Annotated in this window: 8 protein-coding genes and 1 tRNA gene; 7 read left to right on the forward strand and 2 right to left on the reverse strand. The window is 46.2% G+C overall.

Annotated elements, in window-relative coordinates; genetic code table 11:
* Positions 1–7 precede the first annotated feature (7 nt).
* The 6 genes from GPK83_RS16475 (at position 8) to GPK83_RS16500 (ending at position 12,019) form a co-directional block, all read left to right on the forward strand.
* Positions 8–79, forward strand: a tRNA-Gly gene (locus GPK83_RS16475).
* A gap of 454 nt (positions 80–533) precedes the next feature.
* Positions 534–1,853: an ATP-binding protein gene (locus GPK83_RS16480; protein WP_117485807.1), complete on the forward strand. Its 1,320-nt coding sequence runs from the start codon at positions 534–536 to the stop codon at positions 1,851–1,853.
* 281 nt (positions 1,854–2,134) lie between these two features.
* Positions 2,135–2,878: a LytTR family transcriptional regulator DNA-binding domain-containing protein gene (locus tag GPK83_RS16485; protein ID WP_215705323.1), complete on the forward strand. Its 744-nt coding sequence runs from the start codon at positions 2,135–2,137 to the stop codon at positions 2,876–2,878.
* A 154-nt stretch (positions 2,879–3,032) separates the two neighbouring features.
* Positions 3,033–8,795, forward strand: a complete 5,763-nt coding sequence (locus tag GPK83_RS16490) for an MBG domain-containing protein (protein ID WP_215705324.1) — start codon at positions 3,033–3,035, stop codon at positions 8,793–8,795.
* Positions 8,796–8,986: 191 nt separating this feature from the next.
* A complete protein-coding gene (locus GPK83_RS16495; RefSeq protein ID WP_215705325.1) occupies positions 8,987–10,519 on the forward strand; it encodes a sodium/proline symporter in 1,533 nt (510 codons plus the stop codon).
* Between the two features lie 306 nt (positions 10,520–10,825).
* Positions 10,826–12,019, forward strand: coding sequence for a M20 family metallopeptidase (locus GPK83_RS16500; protein ID WP_215705326.1), 1,194 nt, complete (start codon positions 10,826–10,828; stop codon positions 12,017–12,019).
* Between the two features lie 131 nt (positions 12,020–12,150).
* Here the strand turns inward: GPK83_RS16500 and GPK83_RS16505 are convergent, their stop codons facing one another.
* Complete coding sequence (locus GPK83_RS16505; protein WP_215705327.1) at positions 12,151–13,632, reverse strand: HAMP domain-containing sensor histidine kinase; 1,482 nt, start codon at positions 13,630–13,632, stop codon at positions 12,151–12,153.
* Positions 13,633–13,709: 77 nt separating this feature from the next.
* Positions 13,710–14,390, reverse strand: coding sequence for a response regulator transcription factor (locus GPK83_RS16510; protein ID WP_117514520.1), 681 nt, complete (start codon positions 14,388–14,390; stop codon positions 13,710–13,712).
* 294 nt (positions 14,391–14,684) lie between these two features.
* Between GPK83_RS16510 and GPK83_RS16515 the strand changes: the two genes are divergently transcribed.
* A complete protein-coding gene (locus tag GPK83_RS16515; protein ID WP_215705328.1) occupies positions 14,685–16,025 on the forward strand; it encodes an efflux RND transporter periplasmic adaptor subunit in 1,341 nt (446 codons plus the stop codon).

Here is a 16,025-nt window from a genome sequence, read left to right on the forward strand (position 1 = left end):
TATGTGTGCACGAGTGGCTCAGTGGTGGAGTATCGCCTTGCCAAGGCGAGGGTCGCGGGTTCGAATCCCGTCTCGTGCTCGCTTTTTGAGGATATCCAGTATGGATATCCTCTTTTTTTGTGGAAAAAGAGTTTGCGATGCAGATGAAGTGTGGATAAGTAACTAAAATGAAAGGGTCATCAAGTGGACAGCAGGTTTCTTGAGTGTTCGAGCCCTGCTGGGCTTGAACGGTTCGAATGTCTACGCTCCGCTCCGGTCGTCGCAGGCGAACGTCCCCCGGATGTTCTGCGACGCCTCGTGCTCTTTTTTATAAGGATATCCAGTGTGGATGTCCTTTTTTTGTGAAAAAATCATTTACCAGCGGTGTCTATTATAAAAAGTTGCTTGAAAAAGTTTGCACTTTATCGAAAAAGTCACTTGAAAAAGTTTATATTTTATCAAAAAGTCGTTTAAAAAAGTTTGTTATATCTTATATAACTCCCTTGAAAAAATGAATATTCCGTTGTACTCTATAGAAAAGAGGTGAAATCATTATGCTGAAAAGAAAAATTGAAAAAAAATTAATCGCTTGGAAAAACACAGAAAATCGAAAACCATTGATTATTAAGGGGTGCAGGCAATGTGGCAAAACATTTTCTGTTCTTGATTTCGCAAAGAAAAATTATAAAAATGTTGTGTATTTGAATTTTTTTGAAAATCCAGACTATGTTGCTGTATTCTCAGGCTCTCTGGAAGTAGATACGATTGTTATGATGCTCTCGGCCTTACTTGGTAAGGAAGCAGTCTTTGAAAGTGGCAATACTGTTTTAGTCCTGGATGAAATTCAGGAGTGCCCAGAAGCTCGAACAGCTTTGAAATTTTTTCGCATGGATGGGCGTTACGATGTGATAGGTACGGGATCACTTTTGGGTGTAAAAGGATATGGAAAAGAACCAAAATCGGTCCCAGTTGGGTCGGAAACGGTAATTGATATGTATCCACTGGATTTTGAAGAATTCCTGTGGGCAAATGGAATTGAAACTCCGGTGATTGAACTGTTGAAAACATGTTTGCAGAATGAAAAAACAGTTCCGGAAGCATTGCACAAGCGTATGAAACAGTTGCTCTTGCAGTATACAGTTGTTGGCGGCATGCCGGATGTAGTACAGACATTTGTAAGCACAAAACAGATGGACGAAGTTCTACAGATTCAACGAGATATTGTTCGGTCATATGAAGATGATATGATAAAATACGCAGAAAAAAAAGATAAATCAAGGATCAAAGAATGTTTTCAGTCTATTCCTAAACAACTCAGTAAAGAAAATAAGAAATTTCAGTATTCAATTGTCAAAAAGGGATCTACCGCTTCAAAGTATGCTGGAAGCTTGCAATGGATCGAGGATGCAGGTATTATTGTGCGCTGTTATAATCTTAGTATTACGGAACTGCCTTTAGACGGAAATGCAGAAGTAAATACATTTAAAGTGTATATGCGCGATTGTGGTCTGTTTGTCAGCATGTTGGAGGATGGTACGCAATACGATATTCTTCAAGGAAATCTTCATGCTTATAAAGGAGCAGTTTTCGAAAATCTGATTGCTGATATTTTCAGTAAAATGGGAAGAAAACTTTACTATTTCCATAAAGACAGTGGACTTGAGGTGGATTTTGTGATCCGTTATAAAGGTGAATGCACATTGGTAGAGGTAAAAGCATCTACAGGTAATACAAAAAGCACCAGAACAATCCTGAATCATCCTGAAAAATACCATGTCAGTCATGCAATCAAACTTGGAGACTATAATGTTGGACGTGCGGAACAGATACTTACACTTCCACTCTATATGGCATTTTTGCTAAAAGAAATATAAAAGTGTGCATCTTTTTCGGGGAGCTACGTAGCACTGACTTTATCTAGATATTATACTTCGCAATATATCAAAATAAAGCTGATATATTGTGAAGTGATTGTCTCATCATTCTGCTATTCGATCTGTTTACTTCTCCTTTTATGTCTTTCTGTGTTTGGGAATCTCAAAAATCCAAATTTCGACATCTTGTGCAGGAAGAATTGATTCTGCTGTGAAATCCACTTATAATTTCAGATATAAAAGCTTCAATAAAATATATAATCTTACGGAGGAACTGTTTCATGCCAGAAGAAAGATACATAACGATCGTCTCAGAGAGGAAAACGATCGCTTTAAGAGTGAGTACGATCTTATATGTTCTGATGAATGGAAAATACGCAAATATCCATGTGCTGGGAGATCAGGTGTATCGGACGACGATGACTCTTGGGGAGATCGAGGAGAAGATCGGGGACGGATTTTTGCGGGTGCATCGCGGCTGCCTTGTAGCAGTCATGGCAATCCATAACGTCACGGATACCATCAATCTCAGCAATGGGGAATCCCTGGGGTATACGGCCCGTAAGAAAGGGGAGATCATGAAAACACTCCGGAATGCCCAGCAGGACGTGATCCGGGGATTTCAGAATCATGGAGTACCGATGACGGACGATGAGTACCATGACTATTACCGCAGTTTCGATCAGCTCCCATTCGCATTTACGGATATCGAGATGGTATTTGATGAGGAGAAACGCGCAGTTGACTGGATCTTCCGCTATGGAAATCCGGAACTTGCGAGGCTGGAAAAACTGCCGTTAGACCGGCTGATCGGAAATTCATTCGGAAGTCTTTTCAGCAATATGGATTCCAAATGGCTTCGAAGCTATGAGCGGGCCGTCCTTTACGGGGAAAAACTGGAGCTCATCGACTACAGCCCGGAGATCGATACAAATCTGAAGGTCACATGCTTCCCGACTTTTCCGGGGCATTGCGGCTGCATCCTGTTCAATATTTCTGAGATCGAATTCGTGAGGAGCAGATAGCAACGATTCGTTCCCATTACGCGTCTATTCGTTCCAAGTCTATTGATTGGCAAATGAAAAAATTGTAGAATACAGTCAGATATTTGAGCTGATGAAAAGTTCGATATATTTAGGAAAAAATGCCTTATCATGACAGGAAAAAGGATATGACAGTATGAGAAAACGACTTCAAAGGGCAGCCGCGATCGGAATGGCGGCAATCCTGTGTATACAGAATGCGCAGTTTGGTCTGACAACATTTGCGGAGGAGCTTTCCAATTTCGCGAAGATGGAAGGAATATTGAACGCACAGGAAATGCGCACGACACCGTCAGATGCTGCAAAAAATTTGTCAGAGGGGGAGAATGCCGATGATAGTGATACAGGAGAAAACGGAGAGATAAAAGAGAATCCGGATGGAAACTCTGCGGGTCAGGAAAATGAGCAGGGTGATGTGAGGAAAGCGAGTGACTCTAACGCGAAGAAAGAGGAGAACTCCGGGATTGGAGACAATACGAAGAAGGATGAAGCAAAGAAAGACCCTGTAAATGGATCCGAGAAAAGTAAGATCCTCTCCTGGAACTGGGTCGATGAGGAAGCGTATTTCGTGGACGGAAAGATTCTTCTGTCGATAGGCGAGGAGGATCAGGTATCCTTTGACGAGCTTATCACGATGCTCCCGGCTGAGATCGATGCCAAGGTCCTCGGTGCGGAGAAGACTGCGATTACGGAGACGATCCAGATCGAGAACTGGACCAGAAATGCTTATGTGCAGGATTCAGAGGGACGCTGGCCGACAGAGGGTGAATTTACCTTTACAGCTGTCCTTCCGGAAGAATATGAGCTGGCGAAGGAAACGTCGCCGATAGAAGCTGTTGTCGGCCTGGATGGGGATGCGGTGATGGAGATGGAAGTGGATCCTCAAAATAATTTCATCTTTTATACATCTGATGGAAATAATGACCTCTACTATTATATGGACAATGGGGAATTAAAACATCAGGGATCTGAGATCGCAGGAGTTGTTGTAACAAAGGATTCTTCATCAGAAACATATCAAATAAATTTGTCAAATACGACATTGAACAGGTTGTCATTCAGACAAAAAACGTTTGAAGTCATATTAACTGGGGCGGTCAAAATTAATATGCAGGAGGAGAGCTCGAATGCTCCACTAAGGGTTTATGACGGTGCAAATGTTGAAATCAAAGGCAGCGGAACGATGAATATCAATAATTACAAGGACAGATCTGCAGGGATCTATGTGGGATCTGGTTCGTCAAAGTTGATAATTAATTGCAGCGGTGGTGTAAATATACAAACAGAGTTCATGGATGGGGATAAGGAAGGTGTAAATGGTGTTATTCATAATACCGGAACTTTGCATATAAAAGAGGGGACAGTAAGTGTTTCGGGAAACAGCCCCTATGGTCTTTGTAATGCGGGAAATCTGACAATTGACACTGGTGCATGTTTAAAATTGAACTCAGCAGGGATGTACAACGATAGCCAGAGTAACATTGAAAATAATGGTACATTAGAAGTAAATAATCATTCCGCTCTTAAATCTACTTCTATGCTCGTGAATAATGGCAGATGGGTTCAGAATGCGCTTGTAGAATCGGCAGAAAAAACAGCCAGCTCGACTACCGTTATAAAAGTTGGAGTAGAAGGAACAATAGAGGGGAACGGGTCAATTGCAAGAGGAATGAAACCAGATTCTGGATTTACATCGACCTCATCTACTCAGACACTCACCTGGATTTTTGAGATTGACTTGAGCAAGTTTTTCAGCAATCCGAAAGGGCAGACGGTAACATATGCTTTAACTGGAAACTATGATTCGAATGTAAGTAAGATAGAGGGGAATAAGCTGTTTATCACAGAGAATGGCGGTGCAGGAAAGGATTACTCTATTACGGCAACAGCAGCAGGTACAAAGTTCTGGTCAGAGAAGTCTGTGACTATAACGCTGACGGTTCGTCCGCAGGCATTGGCGGGAGTTACAATCAAACCTTATGAAGGTACATATGATGGAAAATCGCATCCAATGGTAACAATAGAAGGTGTAAGCAAACAGGCTAAAATCAAGTATAAATTATGCTATTACAATGGATATAGGTTCAATGTGGAAGATTGGACTGAGACATGTCCGACTGTAACAGATGTGTCTGATGCACCTATAGATGAGAATTTAAAGTACACGATATATGACGAAAAAAGGTTATACATTCATATTATTGACGGCGGGAAAGAGTATCGGACACAGGAGGAAGATAAGATTACCTCAAATGATACTAAGTATTTTAAGGCAAAGATTTATCCAAAAAATCTTTCAGATCGAGATATAGAGGTAACAACAGCGGAAAGCCCAGTATATAATCCGAACGTATCTGGTGGAACAGATGACATTAAATCCTTAATTACAGTGAAATATAAGGGGCAAAAACTAGATGATAAGTTTTGGAAGGTATCAAAGATCACTCATTTAGAACCTAATGGAATGCAGAACAATAGATACGGGGATGGTGGGAATTATACAGTAACCCTGAATGCTCCAGATAAGTATTCCCCTAATAATCTAACAGCGATGGAAGCACTTAATAATTTTATTGGAGACAGGAACATTACTTTCATGATTCAAAAAGAAAAGATTCATCCGATTGTATATAATCATGAAGAAGTAAACAAAAAAGTGTATGATGGAACGACAGATGTTCCGGAGACTATATTAACCCAATTTGAAGCTGCTCCACAATATAAGTTTTATGCTGAAAATGCCGACAATGTGAATCGGAGCAGTATACTGAGATTCAATCGAGGTAGTGGTGGAACTGCTGTTTATTCATCAAAGAATGTCGGAACAAATAATGATGTCATACTGTCTGGTCTGGAGTTGGGATACTGGGTGGTAAATAACTATGAACTGACGACCAACCAACTGACTCTCCAAGGCGAGATCACCAAAGCAACGCTGGATTCCAATTCGGAAGCAAAAGCGCCTCTCCCCTACACCGGAACAGCCCAGCGATCTGAGGTTGTATACGACATCAAGGGAATCGCAGGAGATTCCGGTAAGGGTATTCCTGCGGAGAGAAGCACAAACGCGGAGAATGATGGAACGACAGCGAATCCGATCGATGGTTTAGAGATTCTTTATAAGGTGAATGGTGCTGAAGATAGCACTTACAGCACGGAGGTTCCTTTATTTAAAGAAATCGGCACTCATAAAGTGGATTACAAGGTCACATCCACAAACTATGAAGATCGGACAGGTACTTTTGATGTTCAGATCCAGAAAATGAACCTGGTTAACGCTTATGTTGGATTTGCAAGAACTTCTCAGATCTACAACGGATCTGCGATTGATCCTGGTGTGACTGTAAAGGAATCGGAAACCTCAACAACTGTAATAGCGTCGTCAGAGTACACTGTTGCGTACCAGCGCACGAAGGACGCAGCAGGAAACACAGTAACAGAAGATCCGGTTTCTGCTCCTGAAAATGCAGGAACCCATCATGTGATTGTAACAGCAAAGTCAGACAGTGCTTTTGTTGAAGGAACAAAGACAGTAATTGATGGGGTTACGATTCAGCCGAAACCGATCACAGATAACCAGGGAAATGCAACGGTATCTGTATTGATGACTCCGGAATATTTCATCTATAATACGGAAGAACATCAAGTTGAAGATGGGAATATTAAGGTAACGGATATAGCCAGAAACAAAATTCTTACACAGGGAACTGACTATACGATCATGCGTCCGGTTACTCAGATTCAGACCGCAGGGGAATATACATTTACTTTCAACGGAACTGGAAATTATACAGGCAGCTGCACGAAGAAGATCGAGGTCAGAAAGGCGGATTTTACAAACGCTACGGTTGAGATCAACGGTACTTACACTTACAGCGGAGAAGCTCAGGAGCCGGGTAAAGAGGATCCGACTCAGGTACAGGTAACTCTGGATAATATTCCGGTAAATCCATCCGAGTACACGCTGGAATATGCAAACAACGTAGCAGCTGCAGAGGACAGCAGCAATGCAGCACCGACGGTTACTGTGAAAGCAATCGCTGGTGGTAACTATCAGGGAGCCGTAAGCAAGACTTTTACAATCTTGCGAAAACCTCTGACGGTGACAGCTGAGAACAAGCAAGTAACTTATAAAGAGGACGCACCGGAGTTTACGGCAGTTTATGATGGATTTGTCAATGGCGAAGCATTAGAAAACGTTGGCGGAACGATCAGCTTCCTTTGTGAGTATGAGAACGGAAGTCCGGTTGGCAATTATGAGATTCAGCCGGAGGTTACCGGTCTTGCAAACTACGAGGTGACTGCATATAAGGGAACACTCAGTGTTCAGCCGAGAACACCGGTACTTACAGATTCTGCAAATCTCTACACGACTTGTATTTATGACGGAAAGGCAGTAGATCTGGCTCCGGCAACAGACGGTGATGGCGAGATGAGCAGTGTGATCACGAACAGAGAGACGAACGAAGTCTTAACGTCTGATCCGGTTGATGTCGGGAAATACCATGTTGTTTACAGTTTTGCTGCCGGAAAGAATTACAGTGCCGGAAATGTAGCTTATGATTTTGATATTACACCGGCTCCGTTAAAAATTACGGCGGCAGATCAGAAACTTTTGTATCTGGATGAGATTCCGGAATATACGGCAGATTATGATGGTTTTGTAAACGGCGAGAACCTGGAAAGTGCCGGAGGAACCGTTCGCTTTGATTGTTCTTATCAGAAGGGAACAGCAGTCGGTTCATATCCGATCAATCTGGAGGTTACAGGCCTCAAAAACTATGAGGTAACAACAGAATCCGGAACGATGACGGTTGAAAAGAGAACCCCGGTCTTCACCGATTCCGCGAATCTGTATACAACTCGTGTCTATGACGGAAAAGCTGTGGATCTGACTCCGGCAACGGACGGGGACGGTACGGTGAGCCGCGTGATCACGAACCGGGAGACGAATGAGGTCTTAACGTCTGATCCGGTCGATGTGGGAGAGTACCGTGTGGTTTACCGTGTTTCGGAAGGAAAGAATTACACAGAGGGAAGTGTTTCCTACGACTTTGCGATCACACAGGCTCCGCTTGTGATCACTGCAGAGGATAAGAACGTTGTATTCGGAGCAAAAGCACCGGAGTATACAGTTGTTTATGATGGATTTGTAAACGGCGAGACGGAAGCGGTTCTTACCGGAACTCTGGTTGTAACCTGCGATTACACAGTGGAAAGCCGTGAGTATACTTACGAGATCATTCCGTCCGGACTTTCTGCAAAGAACTACGCGATCACCTGGAAGAATGGCGTTCTGACAGCACGCTATCTGGAGAGTGACAATGACGACTATGAGGAAACTTCCAAACCGGCGAACAGCAAGATGCCGAAATCCGGAACCAACAATCCGGGACAGGGAGCGACCGCGAAGGATGCGAAAAAAGGCTATGTGAATGAAAATTCCGGTATTGTTTCCGGAAAGACACTTACCGAGGAGATGTTAAAGAATGACAACGGAAGCCTGAATGATGGCTACAGTCACTGGATACAGACAAACGCAGGCTGGTGGTTCCGTTACGCAGACGGAAGTTATCCGAAGGCAGCGGGAGCAGTAAATTCCGGATCCGGCAATTCTTCGGCAGCTCAGAGTTATGAGTGGATTCAGATCGATGGAAACTGGTGGTCATTTGATTCGAATGGCTATCTGGGTACCGGATGGATCGTTGATCCGGTTTACGGAAACTGGTTCTACGTGGATGCCAACACCGGAATGAAGACCGGCTGGGTCCAGATCGACGGAAAGTGGTATTACTTTAATCCGGTTTCCGATGGAACAAAGGGAATCATGTTCGCAAACCGCATGACACCGGACGGCTGGTTTGTCCGGGAGGACGGAAGCTGGGATGAGAAGCGGTAATGATACCGAAATCAAGCTCCCATGAAAATTGAAGAAAGACAGGAAAAGGTCGGCACGGGAAATGTGCCGACCTTTTTTCGGATGCAAATCCCCGGAAAACACTTGCAATCCGGCCATTTTCTGATATACTAAACTACATTAACGCTTTATTAAACTAATATAGCAGACTAAAATGAGAGGAAGTATGAAAAATGAATGGAGCGATCATCGGTGTTTTTCTTGTGATCATTGCCTATCTGGTGATGATGCTGGCAATCGGTTTCTTCTATTCTAAAGGGAACAATGACTCCAGCGATTTCTATCTTGGCGGAAGAAAATTAGGTCCTTTTGTGACGGCCATGAGTGCGGAGGCATCGGATATGAGCAGCTGGCTGCTGATGGGACTGCCGGGAGTGGCTTATCTCAGCGGTATCTGTGACGCATCCTGGACTGCGATCGGACTTGCCATCGGTACCTATTTAAACTGGCTGATCGTGGCGAAACGCATCAGGAGATACAGCGCAAAGACGAATTCGATCACACTGCCGGATTTCTTTGCAAACAGGTATTGCGATGACTCGAAACTGTTATTGGGAATTTCTGCAATTTTTATTATTATCTTTTTTGTCCCGTATACAGCGTCCGGATTCGCGGCATGTGGAAAACTGTTCTCCACATTATTCGGAATTCCGTATACGGCGGCTATGCTGATTAGTGCTGTCGTCATTGTCGGTTACACGGCACTCGGTGGATTTATGGCAGCGAGCTTTACGGATCTGATCCAGAGTATTGTTATGACGATCGCGCTTGTCCTTGTGGTATGTTTCGGTGTATCCATGAGCGGCGGAGTTCAGAATGTTCTTGAAAATGCGAAAGAACTGCCGGGCTTTTTATCATTAACAGCTACATATAACAGCGAGGCAGGAACCGCTTCCTCTTATGGAACCATAACAACCGTCTCTACTCTTGCCTGGGGGCTTGGTTACTTTGGAGTTCCGCATGTGCTTCTCCGCTTTATGGCGACGGAAAGCGAGGAGAATATATCACTTTCCAGACGAATCGCGACGGTATGGGTCGTAATCTCTATGGCAGTTGCGATCTTTATCGGCGTTGTCGGTTACAGTCTCTCAAAGAATGGCGTGATGGCAGAGTTAAAGGGATCCGCTTCGGAGACGATCATCATTCAGGTTGCGACACTCTTAAGCCAGCATGGATTCCTCGCGATCGTGGGTGCGGGAATCACACTTGCCGGAATCTTAGCCTGCACGATGTCTACCGCAGATTCCCAGCTTCTTGCTGCATCTTCCGCTGTTTCTGAGAACCTGTTAAAGGGGATGTTTGGCGTAAACCTTACGGAGAAGAGAACGATCCATGTTGCCCGGGCGACGGTCCTCTTTATCGCAGTGATCGCAGTATTTTTGGCAGGAAATCCGGACAGCTCCGTATTTGGAATCGTGTCCTTTGCGTGGGCTGGATTTGGCGCTGTATTCGGACCGGTGGTCCTTGCGGCATTATTCTGGAAACGTTCCAACAGGAACGGTGCTCTTGTCGGCATGATCGCAGGCGGAGTCATGGTATTTGTATGGAAATACTGCGTTCGCCCGTTGGGCGGTGCATGGAATGTGTATGAGCTTCTTCCGGCGTTTATCATTGCAATGCTCTGTCTGATTGTTGTCAGCCTTGCGACCGGTGAGCCGTCAAAGGAGATCCAGGAGGAGTTTGAGGAAGTAAGAGCAGGAAAATAATTGTTACTGTACACGGGTAGGAATTTTCTGAACTGAAAATTCCGTACAATACAGTGGTGGTAGTGGATTTTGCCGATTTGGAATGCGAAGCATCGGCAAAATCAGTTACTGTTTGCGCAAGGCGTGAACAGTAACAAATAATTGCCGGAACAGATCAGTGAAATCGGAAGAAAAGACTGGAAAATTCAGGCGAAAAGAACTATAATACGCATTAAGAGACCTGACAAGTAGGTTTTTGTCAGGCCTTTTTCCTTATAAGAATACTGCAGTGAATTTATGGGATAAAAGAAAAGGAGATTGTGGATAATGGACGAATTACAGAAGAAAATTGTGGATTATGTAGAGGCAAACGGCAAGACATATCAGCAGATCGCTTTGGAGATCCATGAGAAGCCGGAGGTCAGCAATTATGAGTTTTTCGCTTCCAAGCGTCTTGCAGATCAGATTAAGAGCGTGGGATTTGAAGTAGAGATGCCGGCGGCAGGTCACAGAACCGGTTTTGCGGCGAGCTATAAATCCGGGAAACCCGGTCCGGTCATGGTTTTCCTTGCGGAGTACGATGCCCTTGTAGGACTTGGACATGGCTGTGGACATAACCTGTTTGGCGCAACTTCTTCTCTGGCGGCCGCGGCGTTAAAGAGCGTGATCGATGAGGTCGGCGGAGAGGTCCGCCTCTACGGAACGCCTGGAGAGGAAGGCGGAGAAAACGGAAGTGCGAAGGGCAGCTTTGTCCGCGAGGGATATTTCAAGGACGTTGACGCGGCTCTTTCCGCCCATCCGGGAGTTGGACATCGCCTTACAGAAAAAACACTTGGATGTGTTCCGGTCGATATCGAATTCTGGGGCAAGGCATCCCATGCGGCTGCGGCACCGGAACAGGGCATCAATGCCTTGGACGCGCTGATCCAGACCTATAACTCCATCAATGCTCTTCGCCAGCATCTGAGTGATGATGTTCGGATCCACGGGATCATCGTAAACGGCGGACAGGCACCGAACACGGTACCGGATTACGCAGCGGCAAAATTTTACTTAAGAGCAGCCGCATCCAGCACTTTAAAAGATGTTTACGCAAAGGTAGAGCGGATCGTGGAAGCCTCTGCGATGGCCATGGGTGCAAAGGGCAGCATGAAGCCGTATCAGAACTGGGTAGAGAACATGGTTCCGACACCATCCTTTGATGCGGTTTATGAAAAGAATCTGAAGTTGTTTGGGGAGACAGCAGATCCGGCAGGAGAGCGCCTTATGGGATCGACAGATATCGGAAATGTTTCCCAGGTCGTTCCGGCGATCCAGCCGACCATCAATATCAGCGACGAGCCGATCAAGGGCCACAGCAAGGAGATGGTTGCGGCGGCATGCTCACAGAAAGGACTCGATTCGATCCTTCTCGGTGCAAAGGTTCTTGCTTTCACAGCCCTCGATCTGATCCGCGAGCCGGAGACATTAAAAAAGATCAAAGAAGAACATGCCTATGAGGTAGAGCATCAGGCAGACTGACCGGGGAGAACCGCCGTTTCCGGTTCCGGTATATAAAAAGAGTGTGAGCTCCTATATTAACGCAGCTCTTCTGACGGAAAAAACTCAAAACAGGAATAGGATCATGCAGCAGTTTCTAAAGCTGCTGCATCCTATAGCTGATTGGAACCTGATTCTGTGATTTCAAACCAGAATGAGGTTCCTTTTTCGTCGGAATCCACCCCATATTTCATTCCGTGGGCATCTAAGATCGTGCTGACGATAGAGAGACCGATCCCGGTACCCATGCGGCGGCCGCTCTGGTGCTGGCTTCGCTGGTAGCGTTCCCAGATAATCTTTTTGTCGTCTTCTGAAATCGGGACGCCGGGATTCGTTACGGAAAGCCGAAGTGTGTGATCATCTTTGGTTTCCAGGGAGACGGTAATGGTATCGCCTTCCGGAGTATGATTGATGGCGTTGTAGAGTAGATTCCGGAGTACCTGACTGAGCTTTAACGGGTCGGCATATATAAAAACAGACTCTTTGGGTGCTTCAAAGCGGACCTGGATCCCGTAAGTCGCGGCGGCTGCCGCACAGTGGGAGGTCTCGGATTCCGCTAAACCTGTGAAATCAAAGGATTCCGGGCGGAGCCTGATATAGCCGGACTGAAGCTGGGAGTAATCTAAAATATCATTTACCATCTCACTCATCCGGTTGGATTCCTCAATGATAAGGTCCAGATCCTCGTTTCTGGCCGCCTCATCTTTCCAGTGAATGTCCCGGACAAGTTCTGCATAGCCGGAGATCACGGAAAGTGGAGAGCGGAGCTCATGGGAAACATTAGCGATGACTTCCTTTCGAAGAACATCGACGCGGGCCAGAGCCTGGCCGAGAAGTCCGACAGATTCCGCCAGTTCGCCGAGCTCATCCTGGCGGTTTACATCGGCGCGGGCGGAAAAATCATTTTCTGCGAGCCGGTCCACCGTGTGTTTGATTGCAAAGATCGGCTTTGTGAAATATCCGGAGCCCACGGCGGCGAGGATGGACGCGGCGATGGTCAGGACCACGGTGAGAATGATCAGCTGCATCCGGTTGAAGGTAAAGGCTGTATCGGTACGGATCATATTTTCAATCAGAAGATAGGCGTTCTCACCGGCGTAGGTGACAGGGATCCCAATATGGATATTGATTATATGGTGATCGCTTTTTAATACGTTCTGATAGATCTGGCGTGCCTTAACATTGGAAAACTCGTCGGAATTTCTGATGAATTTCCAGATGCCGTATTCAGGCTCATTCTGAACACCGGCAAGGAGATGGCCATAGCTGTAAATATCGGTGAGCTCCCCTGCATCGTCTACGAGAAAGATCGTTCCGTCGATCATCCGGCTCAAAAAAGGCAGAAGACGATCATCTTCCGTCAGGTCCCGGTTTGTCAGGTCGCTCATAACCGGCTGCAACTGTTTTAAGGAGTTGGACAGAGCTGTCTCCGCATAGGTATGTTCGAAGAAAAAGACCTGAACAAACCACATGCAGGCTGCGGTCAGGACAACAAGCCCCATCATCATGCCCCAGAGCTGAAACATCAGACCGGGGCGTTTTTTTCTGTGAATAGCTTTCGGCTCAGATTTTTTTGTTTCATTGATATGTTCCATAATTTTCCTTTATCGGTAATTGCTTTTCAATTCCAGTCAGTATCTGAGGTGTGCCCGGCGGGAGCAGTCAGACAGAATTACCGGATCACGGCATCAGGATCAAATTTATATCCGACGCCCCATACGGTCTGGATCATGGAGCGGTACGGGCCGAGACGGTCACGGACAGATTTAACGTGGGTGTCCACGGTGCGCCCGTCGCCGCAGTAGCTGTATCCCCAGACGTCCTGAAGAAGCTTGTCCCGCCTCATGACAGTTCCGGGATTTTTTGCAAGCTCCAGAAGAAGGTCAAATTCCTTCGGAGCAAGGATCAGCTCCTTCCCGGAGATGGAGGCGGTGCGGGAATCCGGGCGGATCTCAAGCTCTTTATATTGATAGGAGAGAACAGTACTTTTCTTTCCGTTGCGTTTTAAGACCGCGCCCACCCGCGCCATGAGCTCTTTCGGGCTGAAGGGTTTTGAGACATAATCATCCACTCCGAGACCAAAGCCTGTGAGCTTATCGTATTCTTCGTTTCTTGCGGTCAACATGATCACCGGAATCTCGCTGGTCTTGCGGATCCGCTCTAACGTTTCGAAACCGTCGAGTCCCGGCATCATAACGTCCAGGATCACGAGATCGAAATGATCATTCTGCAATTTTTCAAGTGCCGCAAGTCCATCTGCGGCCTCATCACATTCATAATGCTCCACTTCTCCATATGTCCGAACCAGTTTCCTGAGACGGATATCGTCGTCAACGATCAATAGTTTTGACATTAATATTGTACCTCTATTCTATAATTTCATGAATTACACGTATATTTAATAAAAATATACACTTTCATTTGCAGACAATCGGTTTGGACATAAAAGTTTTTTCAACATTTGTGTCATAGCCGGCTGGCATTTCTATCTAAAGATATATCATAAAAATCCCATCTGTGAAAGAGTCCTCACAATTTCCTGAAAATTTCCTCACAAAGTGTTCACAAATGACTTTTATATTATTGGCTATAACATTCAAAGAGGCAGAAAACAACAAGGATCATCAGGAAGGGAGCATATAGGATCATGAAAAAAAGGAACATCATCCTGTGTACGGCAGCAGGAGTCGTTGTAGTTGCAGCGGCAGCAGGTGTAATCGTGATGAAAGGAAACTCGTCGGGCGGCGGAATGCAGGGTGGTATGGGCGGCCCCGGCGGTGGTCCCGGAGGAATGGGCGGTATGCAGCAGGAAAGCCAGAATACCGTGGTCCGTGCGGAGGAGCCGGAGACAGGAAGTATTTATCTGACAACGGAGCTGACCGGGACGGTGGAACCGGATGATGTGGTCCATGTATACGCAAAGGCGTCCGGAGATATCACGGCGGTTTATGTGAAGGCGGGCGATACGGTCACGAAGGGTCAGGTCCTTTTTACGATCGATACGGAGCAGGTTGCAAATGCGAAAAATTCTGTGGATTCCGCGCAGGTAAATCTTCAGAAGGCTCAGAGTGATCTCGCAAGAATGCAGATCCTCTACGATGGCGGCGATCTCTCCGAACAGGAATATGAACAGTATACAAACGCGGTGAAGACGGCACAGCTCCAGTACAATTCCGCGAAGACTTCCTATGATCAGCAGGTCAGCTACAGCAGTGTGACGGCTCCAATCTCCGGAAAGGTGGAAAGTTGCAGCGCGGAAGTTTACGACCGGGCGAATATGAATGGGGAGCTCTGCGTGATCTCCGGCGAGGGCGAGAAGAAGGTGACATTCTATGTCACCCAGAGAATGCTGGAGAACCTTGCGGTTGGCGATTCACTGACAGTAGAAAAGAGCGGAAATACATACAATGCAATGATCGATGAGATCAACACCATGGTGGACGATTCCACAGGAATGTTTAAGGTAGAAGCGCAGCTTACCGATACAGACAACAACGCGGCGACGGGAAGTACCGTGAAGCTCACCGTTACGACGGGAAAAGCTGAAAACGTCATGACGATCCCGGTGGATGCTGTGTATTACAGCGGAGGAAACGCTTACGTCTACCTGTATGAAGATGGAAAGGCGAAAAAAGCGTCCATCGAGGTCGGAATCAACGATGACGATTATGTGGAGGTCATAGACGGACTTTCCGCAGATGACCTTGTCGTGAGCACCTGGAGCAACAATCTGTATGAGGGCGCAGATATCCAGCTTTCCGGAAGCAGCGACAGCCAGGCAGTTCCGGAAGGAGCAGGTGATCAGAACAGCCAGGCAGCCCAGAACGGAGAAGCTGGCGCACCGGATGGTCAGGCAGCTTCGGACGCAGCAGGCCATAACGGCGGAGCAGCCCCGGCAGGTGAGAATGCCCCGGCAGACAGAGCAGGCGGCGAGACACCAGCCGCAGATAACAGCGCTGCCGGCAGCAGTGCATCACAGGAGGGCTGA

Source organism: Clostridium sp. MCC328, from assembly GCF_018785465.1.
GTDB lineage: Bacteria > Bacillota > Clostridia > Lachnospirales > Lachnospiraceae > Pilosibacter > Pilosibacter fragilis.